Source organism: Streptomyces indicus (genome assembly GCF_900100315.1).
GTDB classification, from domain to species: domain Bacteria; phylum Actinomycetota; class Actinomycetes; order Streptomycetales; family Streptomycetaceae; genus Streptomyces; species Streptomyces indicus.
On sequence record NZ_FNFF01000004.1, the window covers coordinates 216,948 to 234,915 of the forward strand.

Consider the following 17,968-nt stretch of genomic DNA (forward strand, 5'->3'; position numbering starts at 1 on the left):
CTCCCGCGGCGGGCTCCTTCCCCGCCGCACCCCCGGCCGAAACGGGCCGGGCGCCACCGAGTTATCGCAGCGCCGCCCCCACCGCGTCGTCGATCGTGGGGAACGCGAAAGTGAAGCCGGAGTCCAACAGCCGGGCGGGCAGCACCCGTTGGCTGCACAGGACGTCGCCCGCCATCTCGCCCAGGACCACCCGCAGGGCGGGGGCCGGTGCGGTGAAGAGGGTCGGGCGGTGCAGGGCGCGGCCCATCGCGGCCGTCACCTCGCGGTTCGTGACCGGGTGGGGCGCCGTCAGGTTCACCGGGCCCGACAGCTCCTCGTCGTCGATGAGGTGGCGCAGCGCCGCGACCTCGTCGTGCAGCGAGATGAAGCTCCAGTACTGGCGCCCGTCCCCGAGACGCCCGCCGAGCCCCGCCTTGAACAGGGGGAACATCCGCCCCCACGCCCCGCCCTTGCGCGCGACCACCAGGCCCGAGCGGGCGAACACGGTCCGCACACCGGCCTCGACCGCGGCCCCCGCCGCCTCCTCCCACTCCACGCACATCGACGGCAGGAAGCCCTCGCCCGCGGGCGCGTCCTCGTCCACGGCGCGCTCGCCCGTATCGCCGTAGTAGCCGATCGCGCTGCCGTTCACGAAGACGCGCGGCGGCTCGTCGAGCGAGGCGACGGCCTCGGCGAGCGCGGCGGTGCCCAGGACGCGGCTGTCGCGCAGCTCCTTCTTGTACGCGGCGGTCCAGCGCCGGTCCCCGACGCCGGCCGCGGCCAGGTTGACCACGGCGTCGCAGCCCGCGAGCCCGGAGGCGTGCACGTACTGCCGCTTGGGGTCCCACTCGGCCTCGTCCGCCGTACGGGCCGGGCGGCGCACCAGCCGCACCACCTCATGGCCGTCGGCCCGGAGCGAGCGGACCAGGGCCGAGCCGATGAGGCCGGAGGCACCGGCGACGGCGATACGGAGCTGCGACGGCTGGGTCATGGGGTCCATCCTGCCCGCACCGGGCGCGCGAGGTCACGCGCTGCACGCGTGCCGCGGCCGTCGCCCGGACGGGGCGGGTGCCTGGGGGCCTGGGGGACGACGCGTGGAGGCATCCGCCGTAGACATCCGCCGCCGCGCCCGTCAGCGGGGCCGGTCGCGACCGCGTCGCCTGCGCAGGAGGAGAAGGGGGATGGCCACTGCCGCGAGGGGGACGAGCAGCATGAGCGCGATGAGGAGCAGTTCCGCCGAGCCCAGGTTCCCCACGTCAGGCCTCCGGCTCCAGCTCCCGACCCATCAGCACATCGTCCACGTACGTCTCGCCGAGAAGGAACTCCCCGGGCAGCACGCCCTCCACACGGAAGCCCTCCGACTCGTACAGGCGGCGCGCCGGGGTGTTGTGGCCGAGCACCCGCAGGGTCATCCGCCGGGCACCGCGCTCGCGGGCCCATGCGCACGCGGACCGGATCAGGGCACGGGCCACGCCCTTGCCGCGGGCCGACTCGGCGACTGCGATGCCCTGGATCTGGCGGACGTGCAGGCTGGCCGGCAGCGGGGTCGGCGGCACCACCCGGATGTACCCGGCGACCTCGCCGTCCACCTCCGCCACCAGGTACTGCGCCGGCTCGTGCCGCTCGTCGAAGAACGGCGCGTCCGGCTGCGGCCGCGGCTGCACCGCGTGCAGCGTCGACCAGGTGTCGTGGTCGATACGGGCGAGCGCGGGCTCGTCGGTGCGGCGCGCGGAGCGTATGAGCGGAGACGGCATCGGGCCACTGTACGGCGGGGGTCTGTGGGTGCGGCAGGGGGGCGGAGGCGAGGTGGGGGCGGGCAGGTGGGAGTCGGCGCGGGCGGAGGGACGGAGGGGCGGAGGGGGCGGTTGGGCGTGAGGCCGGGCCGCATGTCCGGCCCCGGCTCGCCTCACGTCCGGTCCCCCCTCGCCTTGCGTCCGGCCCGGCAGTACGTCCAGCCGCTGCCGTACACCCACTCCCCTCGCCGGGCTCCGGACACCAACCGCCCGCCCCTCACGCCGCCCTTCGCCCGCCGTACGCCGGGAGCCGGACGGGGCGGCGGGAGCGGCGTGCCGCGCGGTCGGGGGCCCCTATGTCTTTGGTCAAGCTGGTCGGCTGTGGGTTCGGGGCGTCTGGAACGATGTGTCCGTGCATGCTGATGATCAGGTTGGCGAGGGTGTCCCCGCGGAGCTCGGGGTGTTCCTGCGGGAGGCGGTCGACGGCCGCCCGGTGAAGATCGCTCCTTCCGTCTGCGAGGGGTGCGGCGGTCGTGTGTTCTTCGTGCTGGTCAACGCGTCCGGGGCGGAACGAGAGTGTTCGGGCTGCGACAGCCGTGCGTTCATCGCGGACAGCGAGGAGTACTGGAACGAGGAGTCCTGGGAGGACGACGAGCCCGGTGCTGCCGGCTGCCCGTGCGGGAGCGAGGAGTTCGAGGCCGCGGTCGCGTTCTCGCTCGGCGCCGACGGATCCGTCCGCTGGGTGACCGTGGGTCTGCGGTGCATCAAGGATGGGTTCTGCGGGGTCTATGCCGACTGGAAGATCGACTACGGACCGACGGATCACCTCCTGACCATGGTCTAGGTCTGCAGAGCGACAGCCCGAACGGGCTGTGGTTCGTAGAAGGTTCCGTCGCGGAGCATCGCGAAGAGGACGTCGGCCCGGCGTCTGGCGAGGCAGAGCAGGGCCTGGGTGTGGTGCTTTCCCTGGGCGATCTTCCTGTCGTAGTAGGCCCGTGATGCCGGATCGCCCAGGGCGGCGAACGCGGAGAGGAAGAAGGCCCTCTTGAGCTGCTTGTTTCCCCTCCGGGAAGGCTGTTCGCCGCGGATCGAGGAGCCCGAGTTCCGGGTGGCCGGGGCGAGACCGGCATAGGCGGCCAGGTGGCCGGCGGTCGGGAAGGTGCTGCCGTCGCCGACCTCGATCAAGATGCGGGCTCCGGTCCTGACGCCGACTCCCGGCATGGACGTCAGGACTTTGGAAAGAGGGTGAGTCTCCAGGAGTTCCTCGATCCGCCCAGCCAGCAGTTTACGCTGGTCAAGGACGGCCGTCAGCGAGCTGGCCAGGCTCGGGACGATCAGCGCGGCCGCCTCCGTGCCCGGAACGGTGACGGTCTGCTCGTCCAGCGCGGCGAAGATGTCCTCGACCAGCCGCTCGGCCATCCGCGGGGCCTTCGGCCGTGACAGGGTGACCAGCCGCCGCCGTCCGGCCTTGCGGATCTGGGCCGGCGACCCGAACCGTTCCAGCAGCGTGAGGACGGCCGGGTGCTGCAACCGCGGCCCCAACACCCGCTCCAGCGACGGATGGATCTGCGTCAGCAGGCCATGGAGCCGGTTGGCGACGCGGGTCGCTTCACCGGCCAGGTCGTCGTCGAAGCCGACGATCATCTCCAGCTCGGCGATCGTCTCGTCCTCGCCGTCGATCGCCCGCAGCGTGTGGGGCATCGCGCGGGCCGCGTCCGCGATGATGAACGCGTCCTTCGCGTCGGTCTTGGCCTCGCCGGGGTAGAGGTCGGCGATCCGGCGCATCGTCAGTCCCGGCAGGTAGACGACCAGGCAGCCCATGTCCCTGGCGACGGCAAGCGGCAGGGCACCGATCGAGGCTGGCTGATCGACCACGACCAGCACCGTTCCGTGCTTGGCCTGGAGTTTCGCGAACAGCTCGCGGAGCTTGGGCTCGGTGTTGGGCAGGCGCTTGTCGAACGCCTTCTTCCCGGCCGGTGTGACGGCGGTGGCGTGGTGTTCGCCCTTGCCGACGTCCAGGCCGAGGAAGACGTCGATGTCGCCGGTGTCGATCACGTGCAGGCCCCTCCATCACGCTTTCGCCCGGCCTTGCCTCGGCACCGAGCTGCCACATCCACGTTACGGAGAGCTCTTCCGGCTCGGGTGAAGCCGGTGCTCAAGCCCCTCATCAGCGGTCCGTCGATGCCTTCGGGCCCGGTGACACCACCCCCCGGATCATGAACAACAAGGGGGGGAAGTCATGCCGGACCCGAAGGCCGGTAGCCCCATTGCGGAGCCACGAAAAAGGTACCGGGGGGGCGGACCTGGGCGCCGGCGCGGGACGGGCGGCGGGACCGGCGTACAGCGGGACCGTACGAGGCGCGCGCCGCCACTCCGGGGTGCGCCGGGCCGGTGGGCGCGCCAGGGTTACAGATGTGAACCGCCGCGCCGCCGCCCCCGACCCCGCGCCCCGGCCGGGCGCCGGACGTCGACGGCTCGGCGACGTGCGGCTCAGCGACGTACGGCTGCCGGGCGGCCGTGGCGCGGAGGCCTCCGGCGAGGACGCGGCGTCCCTGCCCGGCGGGGCGCGGCCCAAGCCCTCGCTCTGGTTCCGGCTGCTGCCCGTGCTGCTGATCCTCGCCCTGGTGATCCTCCAGGAGGCCACCCCGGCCGGCGTCGAACTCGGCTTCCTGCTCGCCGCCACCCCGCCGCTCGCCGCCCTCGCCTACGGACCGGCCGCGACGGCCCTGTTCGGCGGCTGCGTCGTCCTGCTGCTCACCCTGCCCGGCCTGGGCTGGGACCATCCGGGCAACGCCGACGCCCTCACGGTCTCCTTCGTCGCCCTGCTGAGCGTCGTCATCGCCTGGACCCGCAGCCGCCGAGAGGCCCAGCTCGTGACCGTGCGCACGGTGGCGGAGGCCGCCCAGCTCGCGGTGCTGCCGCCGCTCGCGCCGCAGGTGGGACCGGTGCGGTGCGCGGCGCTCTACCGTGCGGCGCAGCGCGGGACGCTGCTCGGGGGCGACCTGTACGACGTACGGCAGGGCCCGTACGGCGTACGCGCCCTCGTGGCCGACGTACAGGGACACGGACTCACGGCGGTGGGCACGGTCGCCGCCCTGCTCGGCGCGTTCCGTGAGGCGGTGCTCGACGAGCCCGGCCTCGACGGCGTGGCCGGGCGCCTGGACCGGCGCCTGGTGGTGGACGCGGCGGAGGCCGGGGAGGCGGACCGCTGCGAACTCTTCGCGACTGCAATCCTTCTGGAGTTCCCGCCGGAGGGGGCTTCGGTGCGCATCCTGTCCTGCGGCCACCCGCCGCCCCTGCTGCTGCGCGGCGGCACGGTCAAGGAGCTCCCCGTCCTGCCCGGGGCCCCGCTCGGCCTGGACCTCGCCGCCTACGCGGCGCCGCCCGTCCTGAGCTTGACCCTGCTGCCCGGGGACCGGCTGCTCGGCTACACGGACGGGGTGACGGAGGCGCGGAACGCGGCCGGGGCGTACTACCCGCTCGCGGAACGCCTGGCCGAACTGCCGGAGGTGTCCGGCGGCGAGGGCGGGGCGCTGGCGGACGCGGTGTGGCGTGACGTCAGTACGTTCGCGGACGCGATCCGCGACGACGTGGCGCTGCTGGTCCTGGCGCGGACGTGCCCGCCTCCCCAGAACGCCCCGCAACCGCCCGTACGGAAGGGATGACAGCGGCCTCCGGCACGGGTCGGCGTGGGCGACGGCTCACTCCTCGGCGAACCGCTCCCACAGCCGCGGGAAGAAGCGGGCCAGCGCGGCGTCGTCCTCGAAGTCGATCGGCGTGCCCTCCGGCTCGGGCGGCGCGGGCGCGATGCCCAGGTCCGGCGCCACGAGACCCGTCAGCTGCTCGTACGCCTCGTCCGCCGCGTACCCCAGCTCCTCGCCGTCCCCGTCGATCTCCTCGTCGAAGTCGCCGAGCAGATCGGCCAGGGAGTCCGGGTCGTGCAGCGCGCCCTCGAACACCTCGCGCCCCTGGCCGATCAGCCAGCAGCGGAAGTAGTCGAAGGCGTCGTCGCTCGCGCCGTCGAGCAGAACGGTCGCCGCGCCCCACAGGTCCCAGCGGTAGGCGCGGTTGTAGCGGGCCTCGAAGTGCCGCGCGAAGTCGAGCACGGAGTCCGGGTCGAGCTGGAGGAGCCGCTCCACGAGCAGCTCGGCGTGGTCCTCGGGGTCGCCCTCGGCGGCCTCGCGGGTGGTGTCGATCAGCTCCCAGAACTCCGTCTCGTCCATCACGGGTCAAGCATCGGTCCTGCCGCCGGAGCACGCACGCGGAGTGCCGGTGTTGTTATCCGGCCCACGCCGGACAGCTGCTGCGCGGCCACCATGCGCTGCCGTATCGGGCCGTGAATGCCGCGGAGCCGGGAGAAGGATCCCGCCGCAAAGCCGGACAGAAGATGTCGGGTTTCGCTGGCACGCTCGACGTATGGAGAACACGCAGCAGGCACTGGCCACGCAGCAGGACTCGGCCACGCAGCAGGACCCGGCCACGCAGCAGGACCCGGCCACCCAGCAGGACCTGACCGGAAAGATCGCCCTCGTGGCGGGAGCGACCCGTGGCGCGGGCCGCACCATCGCCGTCGAGCTCGGGCGCGCGGGCGCCACCGTCTACGTCACGGGACGCACCACCCGTACGCAGGTCAGTGAAGTGGGCCGGTCCGGCGAGACCATCGAGGAGACCGCCGACCTGGTCACGGAGGCGGGCGGCAAGGGCATCGCCGTCCCCACCGACCACCTCGACCCCGCCCAGGTACGGGCCCTGGTGGAGCGGATCGACCGGGAGCAGGGACGGCTCGACATCCTGGTCAACGACGTCTGGGGCGGGAACTACCTGCTCGACTTCGACACGAAGATGTGGGAGGTCGACCTGGAGCGCGGTCTGCGCATGCTGGACCTCGGGGTGCGGACCCACCTCATCACGAGCAACCTCGCGCTGCCGCTGCTCGTCCGGAACCCGGGCGGCCTGGTCGTCGAGGTCACGGACGGCACCGCCGAGGCCAACCGCGAGATCATGCCGGCCCGCAACCTCTACTACGACCTCGCGAAGAACGCGCCGATCCGCATGGCCTTCCTGCTCGGCCATGAACTCGAGCCGTCCGGCGGCACCGCGGTCGTCGTCACCCCGGGCTTCATCCGCTCCGAGGAGATGCTGGACCACTTCCGGCTGACCGAGGAGACCTGGCGTGAGGGCATCGCACACCAGGAGCACTGGGACCTGTCCGAGTCGCCGGTCTACGTGGCACGCGGCATCGCGGCCCTCGCCGCCGACCCGGACCGCGCACGCTGGAACACGCAGTCCCTGTCCAGCGGCCAGCTCGCCCACGCGTACGGGGTCACGGACACGGACGGCAGCCGTCCCGACTTCTGGTCGTTCTACGCGGCCCAGCAGGCGGGCAAGCAGCCGCAGAGCGCGGACTACCGCTGAGGTCTCGCGAGGCGGGGCGGCCCACGGCGGGCCGCCCCGCCCGGCGGCACAGGCCTCAGCCCGCGCCGCCGCCCTCGCCCTCGTAGAGCCGCAGCACGTCCCGTGCCCGCTCGGCGAACCGCTGCCGCAGCTCGCCGGGTGCCAGGACCTCCACCTCCGGTCCCAGAGCGGCGAGTTGGCTGTACGCGACCTCGGCCGACTCGACCGCGAGCGTCACCGTCACCCACCCCGAGGCATCCGGCTCACCGGCATCCGCGAGCGCCTCGGCGGCGGCCTGCTTGTCGGTGACGTACGGCAGCCGCCGTACACCGGACTCCGACAGCCGCAGCCGGACCTCCGCCCGCAGGATCGACCGCGCGAACTGCGCCGCCCGCTCCTCCCAGAACCCCGGCAGGTCGAACTCCTCGTCCCGCTCGAACCGCTCGTCGTCCACGTCGACCCGGGTGAAGCGGTCGATCCGGTACACGCGGAAGCCCGACCCGGGAACCTGCGCGCACAAGTACCAGACACCGGCTTTCAGCACGAGCCCATAGGGCTCCAACTCCCTTTCCACCTCGGTGTCCTGGCTTCGCCCGTACCCGGCCCTGAGCCGCCGGTCGTCCCACACGGCCTGGGCGATCACCGGGAGCAGCTCGGGGGTCTGCGGCTCGTGGTACCACCCGGGCGCGTCCAGATGGAACCGCTGCGCGGCACTCTGCTCGGCGTCGCGCAGGGAGGGCAGCAGCGCGGCGGACACCTTGAGCCGCGCGGCGGAGGCGGCGTCCTCGAGCCCCATCTCCCGCAGCGCGCCCGGCACTCCGGACAGGAAGAGCGCCTCGGCCTCCGACCGCCCGAGCCCCGTGAGCCGCGTCCGGTACCCGCCGATCAGCCGGTATCCGCCGAGCCGCCCCCGGTCCGAGTACACGGGAATCCCCGCTTCGGCCAGCGCCTGGGCATCCCGCGTCACGGTCCGCTCGGACACCTCCAGCTCCCGGGCGAGCTCGGCGGCGGTCATGGAGGGACGGGCCTGGAGCAGCAGGACCATCTTGATGAGGCGGGCGGCACGCATGGGTGCATTCTCCCTCTGGGGCAACCTTCAGCCCCTGCGGCGTTTGAGCAGATCCGACCGCAGGTCGGATGCGGGGGTCCGGGGGCGAAGCCCCCGGTTTCGGGAAGGGGCGGGGCGGGGAGAAAGGCCCGCCGCAGGCGCCCCACCCACTCAGCCGCACCCACCATACAAACGGTCCCCCGCCGCCCGAAGGCGACAGGGGACCGCTGCGAAAAGCGAGCCGAGGGCTCTGTGAAAGCGTGCCGAGGGCTCAGAGGCCGTACCGCTCCCGGGCCTCCTTGACCGCCGACGCCGGTACCTCACCCCGACGGGCGAGCTGCGCCAGCGCGGCCACCACGATCGACTCGGCGTCGATCCCGAAGTGACGACGCGCGGCGTCACGCGTGTCCGACAGACCGAACCCGTCGGCACCGAGCGAGGTGTAGTCCTGCTCGACCCACTGCGCGATCTGGTCCGGCACCTGCCGCATGTAGTCGCTGACTGCGAGCACCGGGGTGCTGATGCCATCGAGCGCCTTGCGCAGGTACGGGACGCGCTCCTCGCCGCGCAGGATCGCGGCGTCCGCCTCCAGCGCGTCACGGCGCAGCTCGGTCCACGAGGTGGCCGACCAGACATCGGCGGCCACACCCCACTCCTCGGCGAGCATCTTCTGCGCCTTGAGCGTCCAGTGGATCGCCGTACCGGCACCGAGCAGCTGGATGCCGGGCGCGTTCGCCGGGACGGTCAGACCCGCCGACTCCGAGGTGTTGAAGCGGTACAGACCGCGCACGATGCCCTCGTCCACGCCGGCCGGCTTGGCGGGCTGCGGCATGGGCTCGTTGTAGACGGTCAGGTAGTAGAAGATGTCCTCGGGGTTCTCCCCGTACATCCGCTCCAGACCGCTCTTGACGATCGCCGAGACCTCGTACGCGAACGCCGGGTCGTACGTGAGCGCCGCCGGGTTGGTGGCCGCGATCATCGGCGAGTGGCCGTCCGCGTGCTGCAGACCCTCACCCGTCAGGGTCGTACGGCCTGCGGTGGCGCCGATGAGGAAGCCCTTGCCGAGCTGGTCGGCGAGCTGCCACATCTGGTCGGCCGTACGCTGCCAGCCGAACATCGAGTAGAAGATGTAGAACGGGATCATCGTCTCGCCGTGCGTGGAGTACGCGGTGGACGCGGCGATGAAGTCGGCCATCGAACCGGCCTCGGTGATCCCCTCGTTGAGGATCTGGCCGTCCTTGGCCTCGCGGTAGTACATCAGCTGGTCGCGGTCGACCGGCTCGTACGTCTGGCCCTTCGGCGAGTAGATGCCGAGCGACGGGAAGAGCGACTCCATACCGAAGGTGCGGGCCTCGTCCGGGACGATCGGCACCCAGCGCTTGCCGGTCTCCTTGTCGCGCATCAGGTCCTTGACCAGGCGTACGAACGCCATGGTCGTGGCCACCGACTGCGAGCCGGAGCCCTTGTCGAAGGACGTGAAGGCCTTCTCGGACTGGGCCGGCAGCGCACCGACGGCGTGCATACGACGCGTCGGGGCCGGACCGCCGAGCGCGGCGCGGCGCTCGTGCAGGTAGCGCACCTCGGGGGAGTCGGCGCCGGGGTGGCCGTAAGGCACCTGGCCGTCGACGAACTGGCTGTCGCTGATGGGCAGTTCAAGAAGATCACGCATGTTCTTGAACTCGTCGTTCGTCAGCTTCTTCATCTGGTGGTTCGCGTTCTTCGACGCGAAGCCCTCACCGAGGGTGAAGCCCTTGACCGTCTGCGCCAGGATCACGGTCGGCGCGCCCTTGTGGGACAGCGCGGCCTTGTAGGCGGCGTAGACCTTGCGCGGCTCGTGGCCACCGCGCGACAGGTGGAAGCACTCGAGGATCTTGTCGTCGCTCAGCAGCTTCGCCATCTCGACGAGCGCCGGGTCCTTGCCGAAGAAGTCCTCGCGGATGTACGCGGCGTCGCGGGTCTGGTACGTCTGCACCTGGGCGTCCGGCACCTCGCGGAGGCGGCGGACGAGGGCGCCGGTGGTGTCGAGCTGGAACAGCTCGTCCCAGGCGCCGCCCCAGAGCGACTTGACGACATTCCAGCCGGCGCCGCGGAACTGGGCCTCCAGCTCCTGCACGATCTTGAAGTTGGCGCGGACCGGGCCGTCGAGGCGCTGAAGGTTGCAGTTGATGACGAAGGTCAGGTTGTCCAGACCCTCGCGGCTCGCGAGTGCGAGTGCCGCCGTGGACTCGGGCTCGTCCATCTCGCCGTCACCGAGGAACGCCCACACGTGGGAGTTGGAGACGTCCTTGATGCCGCGGTTGGTCAGGTACCGGTTGAACCGGGCCTGGTAGATCGCGGAGAGCGGGCCGAGACCCATGGAGACGGTGGGGAACTCCCACAGCCACGGCAGACGGCGCGGGTGCGGGTAGCTCGGGAGGCCGTTGCCGCCGGCCTCCTGGCGGAAGTTGTCGAGGTGCGACTCGTTCAGACGGCCGTCGAGGAACGCGCGGGCGTAGATGCCGGGCGACGCGTGGCCCTGGACGTAGATCTGGTCGCCGGAGCCGTCCTGCTCCTTGCCGCGGAAGAAGTGGTTGAAGCCGGTCTCGTACAGCCAGGCCGCGGACGCGAAGGTCGCGATGTGGCCGCCGACGCCGTACTTGCTTCCCCGGGTCACCATCGCGGCCGCGTTCCAGCGGTTCCACGCGGTGATCTTGCGCTCCATCTCCTCGTCGCCGTCCACGGTGGGCTCGGCGGAGGTGGGGATGGTGTTGACGTAATCCGTCTCCAGCAGACGGGGGAGGGCCAGGCCCGCCTCCTCGGCGTGCTGGAGGGTGCGGCGCATCAGGTACTCGGCGCGGTGCGCACCGGCGTGCTCGCTCACCGCGTCCAGGGAGGCCGCCCACTCGGCGGTCTCCTCCGGGTCGCGGTCCGGCAGCTGGTCGAGCTGGCTCGGGAGCTTGCCTACGGGGTCGGTCATGTTCGCCGCCTTCCGGACAGGATCTCCTCCTGCCCGCACGGCCGGTGGTCGGCCGCGCGTCAGGAGAGACGGGGTGTTGATGGGCCCTGACTGGCAGGACAGGGCGGGGGACTGTGTGCAGTCCGCCGTCGAGGGTAAGCCGCTGATCGATGATCGATCAAAGTGTTGAGAGCAAAAATTTCTCGATCCCGAGAAGTCGGCACGGGGTGTCAGCTTGACGGGCACGCGGTGCCGGGTATATCGGGCAATTCGGGCGCTAGTTTGGGGGTGGGTGGGCGCAGTTGAGCAGGTCGGAGGCTTGAGGAGGTCGAGGCCTGCTGCTCAGAAGCCGGGCGGGATCCGGTCCTGCGGTCCGGCGGCGCCGTCCTCGATCCGCGCACCCTCATCGCGCTGTGCGCTCTCGGCCACGGAGGGGTCCGTGGAGTCCGCTACGAGCTCCGCGATCCGCAGGGTGCACGTCCACTTCGTGACCATGCCTTTGATCACCACGAGGTAGGTCTCCTGGTCGGGCAGGCGGTACACGCGACGCCACTGCTCGAGCAGGCCACTGGCCGGCAGATACGTGGGCAGGGCGGCGCGCAGTTCTTCCAGCGCCTCGTCCTTCGTCTCCAGCCCTTGGCGGATGAAGTCGATCCTGTCCTTCTCGTTGTAGTGATACTGCGAGATCACTGCCCAACGGCCCATGCCCGCCCCCTCGGTGCCGACGTCCCATCATCCACGGGCCGCCGGAAAGGACAAGGGGCGAGACAGCGAGGTGCTCTGCGCGGGCAGAGGGCCCAGGCGAGGTGGCGGGGCCGCAGGGGCCCGGGCGGGCCGACGGGGGAGGAGGTGTCAGTCCGCAGCCGGAGCCGGCGCGCACCCGAGGACGTGCTGCTTGACCAGGACGCCGATGTCCGGGTCCCGCCGCTGGAACGCCTCCACCAGCGCCTGGTGCTCCTCCGCGTACGACTGCTGGACCGTCCCCAGCCACCGGATGGACAGCGCCGTGAAGACCTCGATCCCGAGGCCCTCCCACGTGTGGAGGAGCACCGAGTTGCCCGCGGCGCGCACCAGTTCGCGGTGGAAGGCGACCGTGTGACGGACCTGCCCCGTGCCGTCCGACTCGCGGTCCGCGACGTACAGCGCCTCGACGTGCGGGGAGAGCGCCGAGCAGTCGGCGGCCAGCTTCTCGGCCGCGAGCTCCGCCGCGATCTGCTCCAGACCCGCCCGTACGGGATAGGACTCCTCGAGGTCCGCCGCGGACAGGTTCCGCACGCGTACGCCCTTGTTCGGCGCCGACTCGATCAGCCGCAGCGACTCCAGCTCGCGCAGCGCCTCGCGCACGGGCGTCTGGCTGACCTCAAGCTCCACGGCGATCCGGCGCTCCACGATCCGCTCACCGGGCTTCCAGCGACCGCTCACGATGCCTTCCACGATGTGCTCGCGGATCTGCTCGCGCAGTGACTGGACGACAGGGGCGGTCATGCGGTGCTCCTTCTGCGAGGGCGCGGGGCCGCGTATGCGCAGGCCCGACTCCCAAACAATACGGCTGTGCCCCCGCCCGGAAACCTCCGGACGGGGGCACAGATGGCACTGAGTGACGAGACTTACACGGCCGTCACCCGATATGAGCCGATCGGCACGGGTCGATCAGAGACCCAGCTCGACCTCGAACTCGCCGGCCTCGAGGATCTGCTTGACCGTGGTCAGGTAGCGGGCGGCGTCCGCGCCGTCCACCAGACGGTGGTCGTACGACAGGGTCAGGTAGACCATGTCGCGGATGGCGATCGTCTCGCCGAGCTCCGGGTGGTTGATGACCACCGGGCGCTTGACGGTGGCGCCGATGCCGAGGATGCCGACCTGGTTCGGGGGCACGATGATCGTGTCGAACAGGGCGCCGCGCGAACCGGTGTTGGAGATGGTGAAGGTCGCACCGGACAGCTCGTCCGGGGTGATCTTCGAGGCGCGGACCTTGCCCGCGAGGTCGGCCGTGGCCTTGGCGATACCGGCCAGGTTGAGGTCGCCCGCACCCTTGATGACCGGAGTCATCAGACCCTTCTCGGAGTCCACCGCGATACCGATGTTCTCGGTGTCGAAGTAGGTGATGGTGCCCTCGTCCTCGTTGATCCGGGCGTTGACGACCGCGTGGGCCTTCAGCGCCTGGGCCGCGGCCTTGACGAAGAACGGCATCGGGGACAGCTTGACGCCCTCACGGGCGGCGAAGGAGTCCTTGGCCTTGGCGCGCAGCTTCATGATCTTGGTGACGTCCACCTCGACCATGGAGGACAGCTGGGCCTGGCCGTGCAGCGCCTTCATCATGTTGTCGCCGATGACCTTGCGCATGCGGGTCATCTTGACGGTCTGACCGCGCAGCTCGGAGGCCTCGACGGCCGGGGCCTTCGAAGCGGCCGGAGCAGCGGCGGCAGCCGGGGCGGCCGGAGCCGGGGCGGCGGCCTTCGCGGCCTCGGCGGCGGCGATGACGTCCTGCTTGCGGATACGGCCGCCGACGCCGGTGCCCTTGACGGTGGACAGGTCCACGCCGTTCTCGGAGGCGAGCTTGCGCACCAGCGGGGTGACGTACGCGCCGTCGTCCGCGGGCTGAGCGGCAGCCGGAGCGGCGGGCGCGGCCGGCTGAGCGGGCTGCGCCGGGGCGGGCGCCGGAGCGGCCGGAGCCGGGGCGGCGGCCTGCGGAGCCGGGGCAGCGGGGGCCGGAGCGGCAGCCGGAGCAGCCGGCGCGGGGGCCGGAGCAGCAGGCGCCGGGGCAGCGGCCGGAGCCGGAGCGGCGGGGGCGGCCGGGGCAGCCGGAGCGGCACCCGGGGCACCGATGACGGCGAGCTTCGCGCCGACCTCGGCGGTCTCGTCCTCACCGACGACGATCTCGAGCAGCACGCCGGCGGCGGGCGACGGGATCTCGGTGTCGACCTTGTCCGTGGAGACCTCGAGCAGCGGCTCGTCGGCCTCGACGGTCTCGCCGACCTCCTTGAGCCAGCGGGTCACGGTGCCCTCGGTGACGGACTCACCCAGGGCGGGGAGGGTCACGTCGGTGCCCGTGGCGCCGCCGCCCGAAGCGGCCGGCGCGGCGGCCGGAGCCTCGGCCTGCGGGGCCGGAGCCGCGGGGGCCTCGGGCTGGGCGGGCGCCTCGGCCTGAGCCGGGGCCTCCTGCTGCGCGGGGGCGGCCGCGGGGGCACCGCTGCCGTCGTCGATCAGGGCCAGCTCGGCACCGACCTCGACCGTCTCGTCCTCGGCGACCTTGATGGACGCGAGGATGCCGGCCGCGGGGGAGGGGATCTCGGTGTCGACCTTGTCGGTCGAGACCTCGAGCAACGGCTCGTCGGCCTCGACGCGCTCGCCCTCGGCCTTCAGCCAACGGGTGACAGTGCCCTCGGTGACGCTCTCGCCGAGCGCCGGAAGGGTTACGGAAACCGCCATGGTTTCTGTTGCTCCTTACGAAAGTGCGGGAAGTTTGTGGGGGCCGTACAGCCGGGGGCTGTCGCGGCCCGAGGCGGCCCGAGGGCTGCTAGTCGTGCGAGTGCAGCGGCTTGCCGGCCAGCGCCAGGTGAGCCTCGCCGAGGGCCTCGTTCTGCGTCGGGTGCGCGTGGATCAGCTGCGCGACCTCGGCAGGCAGGGCCTCCCAGTTGTAGATCAGCTGGGCTTCGCCGACCTGCTCGCCCATACGGTCACCGACCATGTGGACGCCGACGACGGCGCCGTCCTTGACCTGGACCAGCTTGATCTCACCGGCGGTCTTCAGGATCTTGGACTTGCCGTTGCCCGCGAGGTTGTACTTGAGGGCGACGACCTTGTCCGCGCCGTAGATCTCCTTGGCCTTGGCCTCGGTGATGCCGACGGAGGCGACCTCCGGGTGGCAGTACGTCACGCGCGGCACACCGTCGTAGTCGATCGGGACGACCTTCATCCCGGCAAGGCGCTCCGCCACCAGGATGCCCTCGGCGAAGCCGACGTGCGCGAGCTGGAGGGTCGGGACGAGGTCGCCCACGGCCGAGATCGTCGGCACGTTGGTCTGCATGTACTCGTCGACCAGGACGTAGCCGCGGTCCATCGCGACGCCCTGCTCCTCGTAACCGAGACCCTGCGAGACCGGGCCGCGGCCGATGGCGACCAGGAGGACCTCGGCCTCGAAGGTCTTGCCGTCGGCGAGGGTGACCTTGACGCCGTTCTGCGTGTACTCGGCGGACTGGAAGAACGTGCCGAGGTTGAACTTGATCCCGCGCTTGCGGAAGGCGCGCTCCAGGATCTTGGAGCTGTTCTCGTCCTCGACCGGGACGAGGTGCTTGAGGCCCTCGATGACGGTGACGTCGGTGCCGAAGGACTTCCACGCCGAGGCGAACTCGACGCCGATGACGCCGCCGCCCAGGATGATTGCGGACTCGGGGACGCGGTCGAGGACGAGCGCGTGGTCCGAGGAGATGATGCGGTTGCCGTCGATCTCCAGGCCCGGCAGCGACTTCGGCACGGAGCCGGTCGCGAGCAGGATGTGGCGGCCCTGGATGCGCTGGCCGTTCACGTCGACGGAGGTCGGGGAGGAGAGACGGCCCTCGCCCTCGATGTACGTCACCTTGCGGGAGGCGACGAGACCCTGAAGGCCCTTGTACAGGCCGGAGATCACGTCGTCCTTGTACTTGTGGACGGCCGCGATGTCGATGCCCTCGAAGGTCGACTTCACGCCGAACTGGGCGCTCTCGCGCGTCTGGTCCGCGACCTCACCGGCGTGCAGCAGCGCCTTGGTGGGGATGCAGCCGTTGTGCAGGCAGGTGCCGCCGAGCTTGTTCTTCTCGATCAGGGCGACGTCCAGACCCAGCTGAGAGGCGCGCAGCGCCGCGGCGTATCCGCCGCTACCGCCGCCGAGAATCACTAGGTCGAAAACGGTGCTGGCGTCGTTCGCCACGTCACGTCCTCCATGCATGTGCGCCGTACGCCGGTCCTCACTGACCGCGCGGCGGCTGGTGTTCGGCCGCTTTGTCCTTCGGCCCTGTGGTGGGGGCCCTGTCCTGCCACAGGCCATCTTCGCACTTGTCGGCGGGCGGCGGGACGTCGGGCCGCAGTGCGAGACGTTTGATCGATCACAGAGCAAGGTCATCGCGTCTTTGCCGCGGACGGATTTCGTTCTGGGCGAAATCCGCACGGCGCGGGTCGGCGCGTGCGACCTGGGGCGATGGCACCGCGTGCCGCGTACCCCGGCGGGCTTCGCGTATACGCGGCGGGTCCGGGCGGCTTGTCCCGCACAGGGCCCGGCATACGCGAACGGCCCCGGGCAGAAGCCCGGGGCCGCAGGGTCACACACGTGCCGGTGGGGCAGGCCTCAGCCGAGGTCGCCCGCCGCCGTGCGCTCGGCCAGCGCCACCAGGGTGCGCACACCGGTGCCGGTGCCGCCCTTGGGGGTGTAGCCGAACGGGGCGCCCTCGTTGAAGGCCGGGCCCGCGAGGTCGATGTGGGCCCAGGTGATGCCCTCGCCCACGAACTCGCGCAGGAACAGGCCGGCCACCAGGCCGCCGCCCATCCGCTCGCCCATGTTGGCGATGTCGGCGGTGGCCGACTCCATGCCCTTGAGCAGGTGCTCCGGCAGCGGCATCGGCCAGGCCGGCTCGCCGTTCTCCTCGGCGAGCTCGTACAGCGCGGTACGGAACGCGTCGTCGTTGGCCATGACGCCGAAGGTGCGCGAGCCGAGCGCCACCATCATGGCGCCGGTCAGGGTCGCCACGTCCACGATCGCGTCGGGCTTCTCCTCGGAGGCCTTGGCGATCGCGTCGGCCAGGACGAGCCGGCCCTCGGCGTCCGTGTTCAGGACCTCGACGGTCTTGCCCGAGTACATGCGAAGGACGTCGCCGGGGCGCGTGGCGGAACCCGAGGGCATGTTCTCGGCGAGCGCCAGCCAGCCGGTGACGTTGACCTCCAGGCCGAGGCGGGCGGCCGCGACGACGGCGGCGAACACGGCGGCGGCACCGCTCATGTCGCACTTCATCGTCTCGTTGTGGCCGGCCGGCTTCAGCGAGATGCCGCCCGAGTCGTACGTGATGCCCTTGCCGACGAAGGCCAGGTGCTTCTTCGCCTTGGAGTGCGTGTACGCCAGCTTCACCAGGCGCGGCGGGGAGTCCGAGCCGGCGCCGACGCCGAGGATGCCGCCGTAGCCGCCCTTGGTGAGCGCCTTCTCGTCGAGCACCTGGACCTTGAGGCCGTGCTCCTTGGCGGCGGCCTGCACGACCGCGGCGAAGGCCTCCGGGTTGAGGTCGTTCGGCGGGGTGTTGATCAGGTCGCGGGCGCGGTTGAGCTCCTCGGACACGGCGGTGGCGCGCTCGAGGGCGGCCTTCGCGGCCTTGTCGCGCGGCTTGCTGCCGAGGATCACGGCCTCGCCGAGCGGGCCCTTGGCGTCCTTGGCCTTCTTGCCGTTGCCGTTCTCCTTGTACGCGACGAAGGAGTACGCGCCGAGCAGCGCGCCCTCGCCGATCGCCTGCACGGCCGCGGCGTCCTCGACGGGCAGCGCGAACGCGGCCTTCTTCGTGCCGGACAGGGCGCGGGCGGCCGCACCGGCCGCGCGGCGCAGCGCCTCGGTGTCGAACGACTCGCCCTTCTCGGGCACCGCGCCCAGGCCGACCGCGAGCACGAGCGGAGCCTTCACGCCGTCGGGTGCGGGAACCTTGGTGACCTCGCCCTCGCCGCCGGAGGCGCCGAGGGTCTCGAGGACGGTGGCGAGCCTGCCGCCGAAGGCCTTCTCGACGGCCTCGGCGCCGGGGGCGACGACGGGGCCCTTGTCGCCCTTGGCGACTCCGACGACGAGCGCGTCGGCCTTGAGGCCGGCCGCGGCGGCGGTGCTGAGAGCAAGAGCAGTCACGGTGGTGAGTTCTCTCTTCCGTTGTGAGTCCG

Annotated in this window: 14 protein-coding genes; 3 read left to right on the forward strand and 11 right to left on the reverse strand. The window is 71.6% G+C overall.

Features of this window, described 5'->3' with window-relative positions; translation table 11 throughout:
- Positions 1-61: 61 nt before the first annotated feature.
- On the reverse strand, positions 62-970 hold the full coding sequence (locus BLT97_RS13055; RefSeq protein ID WP_093609423.1) for a TIGR01777 family oxidoreductase: 909 nt from the start codon (positions 968-970) through the stop codon (positions 62-64).
- A 265-nt stretch (positions 971-1,235) separates the two neighbouring features.
- On the reverse strand, positions 1,236-1,733 hold the full coding sequence (locus BLT97_RS13060; RefSeq protein ID WP_093609425.1) for a GNAT family N-acetyltransferase: 498 nt from the start codon (positions 1,731-1,733) through the stop codon (positions 1,236-1,238).
- Positions 1,734-2,124: 391 nt separating this feature from the next.
- On the opposite strand from BLT97_RS13060, the gene BLT97_RS13065 reads away from it, so the two are divergent.
- Complete coding sequence (locus BLT97_RS13065; RefSeq protein WP_093609962.1) at positions 2,125-2,556, forward strand: hypothetical protein; 432 nt, start codon at positions 2,125-2,127, stop codon at positions 2,554-2,556.
- Here BLT97_RS13065 and BLT97_RS13070 read toward each other — a convergent pair.
- Positions 2,553-3,767 (reverse strand): IS110 family RNA-guided transposase, encoded by a 1,215-nt coding sequence (locus BLT97_RS13070; protein WP_093609427.1) that lies wholly within the window; start codon positions 3,765-3,767, stop codon positions 2,553-2,555. The genes BLT97_RS13065 and BLT97_RS13070 overlap by 4 nt on opposite strands.
- 497 nt (positions 3,768-4,264) lie before the next feature.
- Here BLT97_RS13070 and BLT97_RS13075 point away from each other — a divergent pair, with 497 nt between their 5' ends.
- Entirely contained in the window at positions 4,265-5,377 is a 1,113-nt protein-coding gene (locus BLT97_RS13075; protein ID WP_425442707.1) for a PP2C family protein-serine/threonine phosphatase, read from the forward strand.
- Positions 5,378-5,413: 36 nt separating this feature from the next.
- Here the strand turns inward: BLT97_RS13075 and BLT97_RS13080 are convergent, their stop codons facing one another.
- Positions 5,414-5,935 carry a DUF4240 domain-containing protein gene (locus BLT97_RS13080; protein WP_093609431.1) on the reverse strand — a complete coding sequence of 174 codons (522 nt, stop codon included), beginning with the start codon at positions 5,933-5,935 and terminating at the stop codon, positions 5,414-5,416.
- A 193-nt stretch (positions 5,936-6,128) separates the two neighbouring features.
- Here BLT97_RS13080 and BLT97_RS13085 point away from each other — a divergent pair, with 193 nt between their 5' ends.
- Positions 6,129-7,127 carry an SDR family oxidoreductase gene (locus BLT97_RS13085; protein ID WP_093609433.1) on the forward strand — a complete coding sequence of 333 codons (999 nt, stop codon included), beginning with the start codon at positions 6,129-6,131 and terminating at the stop codon, positions 7,125-7,127.
- Between the two features lie 55 nt (positions 7,128-7,182).
- Here the strand turns inward: BLT97_RS13085 and BLT97_RS13090 are convergent, their stop codons facing one another.
- The 7 genes from BLT97_RS13090 to BLT97_RS13120 all read right to left on the reverse strand — a co-directional run bounded on the left by BLT97_RS13090 (position 7,183) and on the right by BLT97_RS13120 (position 17,936).
- On the reverse strand, positions 7,183-8,175 hold the full coding sequence (locus tag BLT97_RS13090) for a helix-turn-helix transcriptional regulator (RefSeq protein ID WP_093609435.1): 993 nt from the start codon (positions 8,173-8,175) through the stop codon (positions 7,183-7,185).
- A 250-nt stretch (positions 8,176-8,425) separates the two neighbouring features.
- Positions 8,426-11,110, reverse strand: a complete 2,685-nt coding sequence (gene aceE, locus BLT97_RS13095) for a pyruvate dehydrogenase (acetyl-transferring), homodimeric type (protein ID WP_093609437.1) — start codon at positions 11,108-11,110, stop codon at positions 8,426-8,428.
- 321 nt (positions 11,111-11,431) lie between these two features.
- Positions 11,432-11,794 (reverse strand): hypothetical protein, encoded by a 363-nt coding sequence (locus BLT97_RS13100; RefSeq protein WP_143041332.1) that lies wholly within the window; start codon positions 11,792-11,794, stop codon positions 11,432-11,434.
- A gap of 147 nt (positions 11,795-11,941) precedes the next feature.
- Positions 11,942-12,574: a GntR family transcriptional regulator gene (locus BLT97_RS13105; protein WP_093609441.1), complete on the reverse strand. Its 633-nt coding sequence runs from the start codon at positions 12,572-12,574 to the stop codon at positions 11,942-11,944.
- A gap of 165 nt (positions 12,575-12,739) precedes the next feature.
- Complete coding sequence (sucB, locus tag BLT97_RS13110) at positions 12,740-14,518, reverse strand: 2-oxoglutarate dehydrogenase, E2 component, dihydrolipoamide succinyltransferase (protein ID WP_093609443.1); 1,779 nt, start codon at positions 14,516-14,518, stop codon at positions 12,740-12,742.
- A gap of 88 nt (positions 14,519-14,606) precedes the next feature.
- A complete protein-coding gene (gene lpdA / locus BLT97_RS13115; protein WP_176953751.1) occupies positions 14,607-15,995 on the reverse strand; it encodes a dihydrolipoyl dehydrogenase in 1,389 nt (462 codons plus the stop codon).
- A gap of 414 nt (positions 15,996-16,409) precedes the next feature.
- Positions 16,410-17,936 carry a leucyl aminopeptidase gene (locus BLT97_RS13120; protein ID WP_093609447.1) on the reverse strand — a complete coding sequence of 509 codons (1,527 nt, stop codon included), beginning with the start codon at positions 17,934-17,936 and terminating at the stop codon, positions 16,410-16,412.
- Between the last annotated feature and the right edge of the window lie 32 nt (positions 17,937-17,968).

Coding starts and splice junctions, on each gene's coding strand:
- BLT97_RS13055 (WP_093609423.1), bottom strand. CDS start 970: ATGACCCAGCCGTCGCAGCTCCGTATCGCCGTCGCCGGTGCCTCCGGC.
- BLT97_RS13080 (WP_093609431.1), bottom strand. CDS start 5,935: ATGGACGAGACGGAGTTCTGGGAGCTGATCGACACCACCCGCGAGGCC.
- sucB (WP_093609443.1), bottom strand. CDS start 14,518: ATGGCGGTTTCCGTAACCCTTCCGGCGCTCGGCGAGAGCGTCACCGAG.
- BLT97_RS13105 (WP_093609441.1), bottom strand. CDS start 12,574: ATGACCGCCCCTGTCGTCCAGTCACTGCGCGAGCAGATCCGCGAGCAC.
- aceE (WP_093609437.1), bottom strand. CDS start 11,110: ATGACCGACCCCGTAGGCAAGCTCCCGAGCCAGCTCGACCAGCTGCCG.
- BLT97_RS13085 (WP_093609433.1), top strand. CDS start 6,129: ATGGAGAACACGCAGCAGGCACTGGCCACGCAGCAGGACTCGGCCACG.
- BLT97_RS13090 (WP_093609435.1), bottom strand. CDS start 8,175: ATGCGTGCCGCCCGCCTCATCAAGATGGTCCTGCTGCTCCAGGCCCGT.
- BLT97_RS13100 (WP_143041332.1), bottom strand. CDS start 11,794: ATGGGCCGTTGGGCAGTGATCTCGCAGTATCACTACAACGAGAAGGAC.
- BLT97_RS13060 (WP_093609425.1), bottom strand. CDS start 1,733: ATGCCGTCTCCGCTCATACGCTCCGCGCGCCGCACCGACGAGCCCGCG.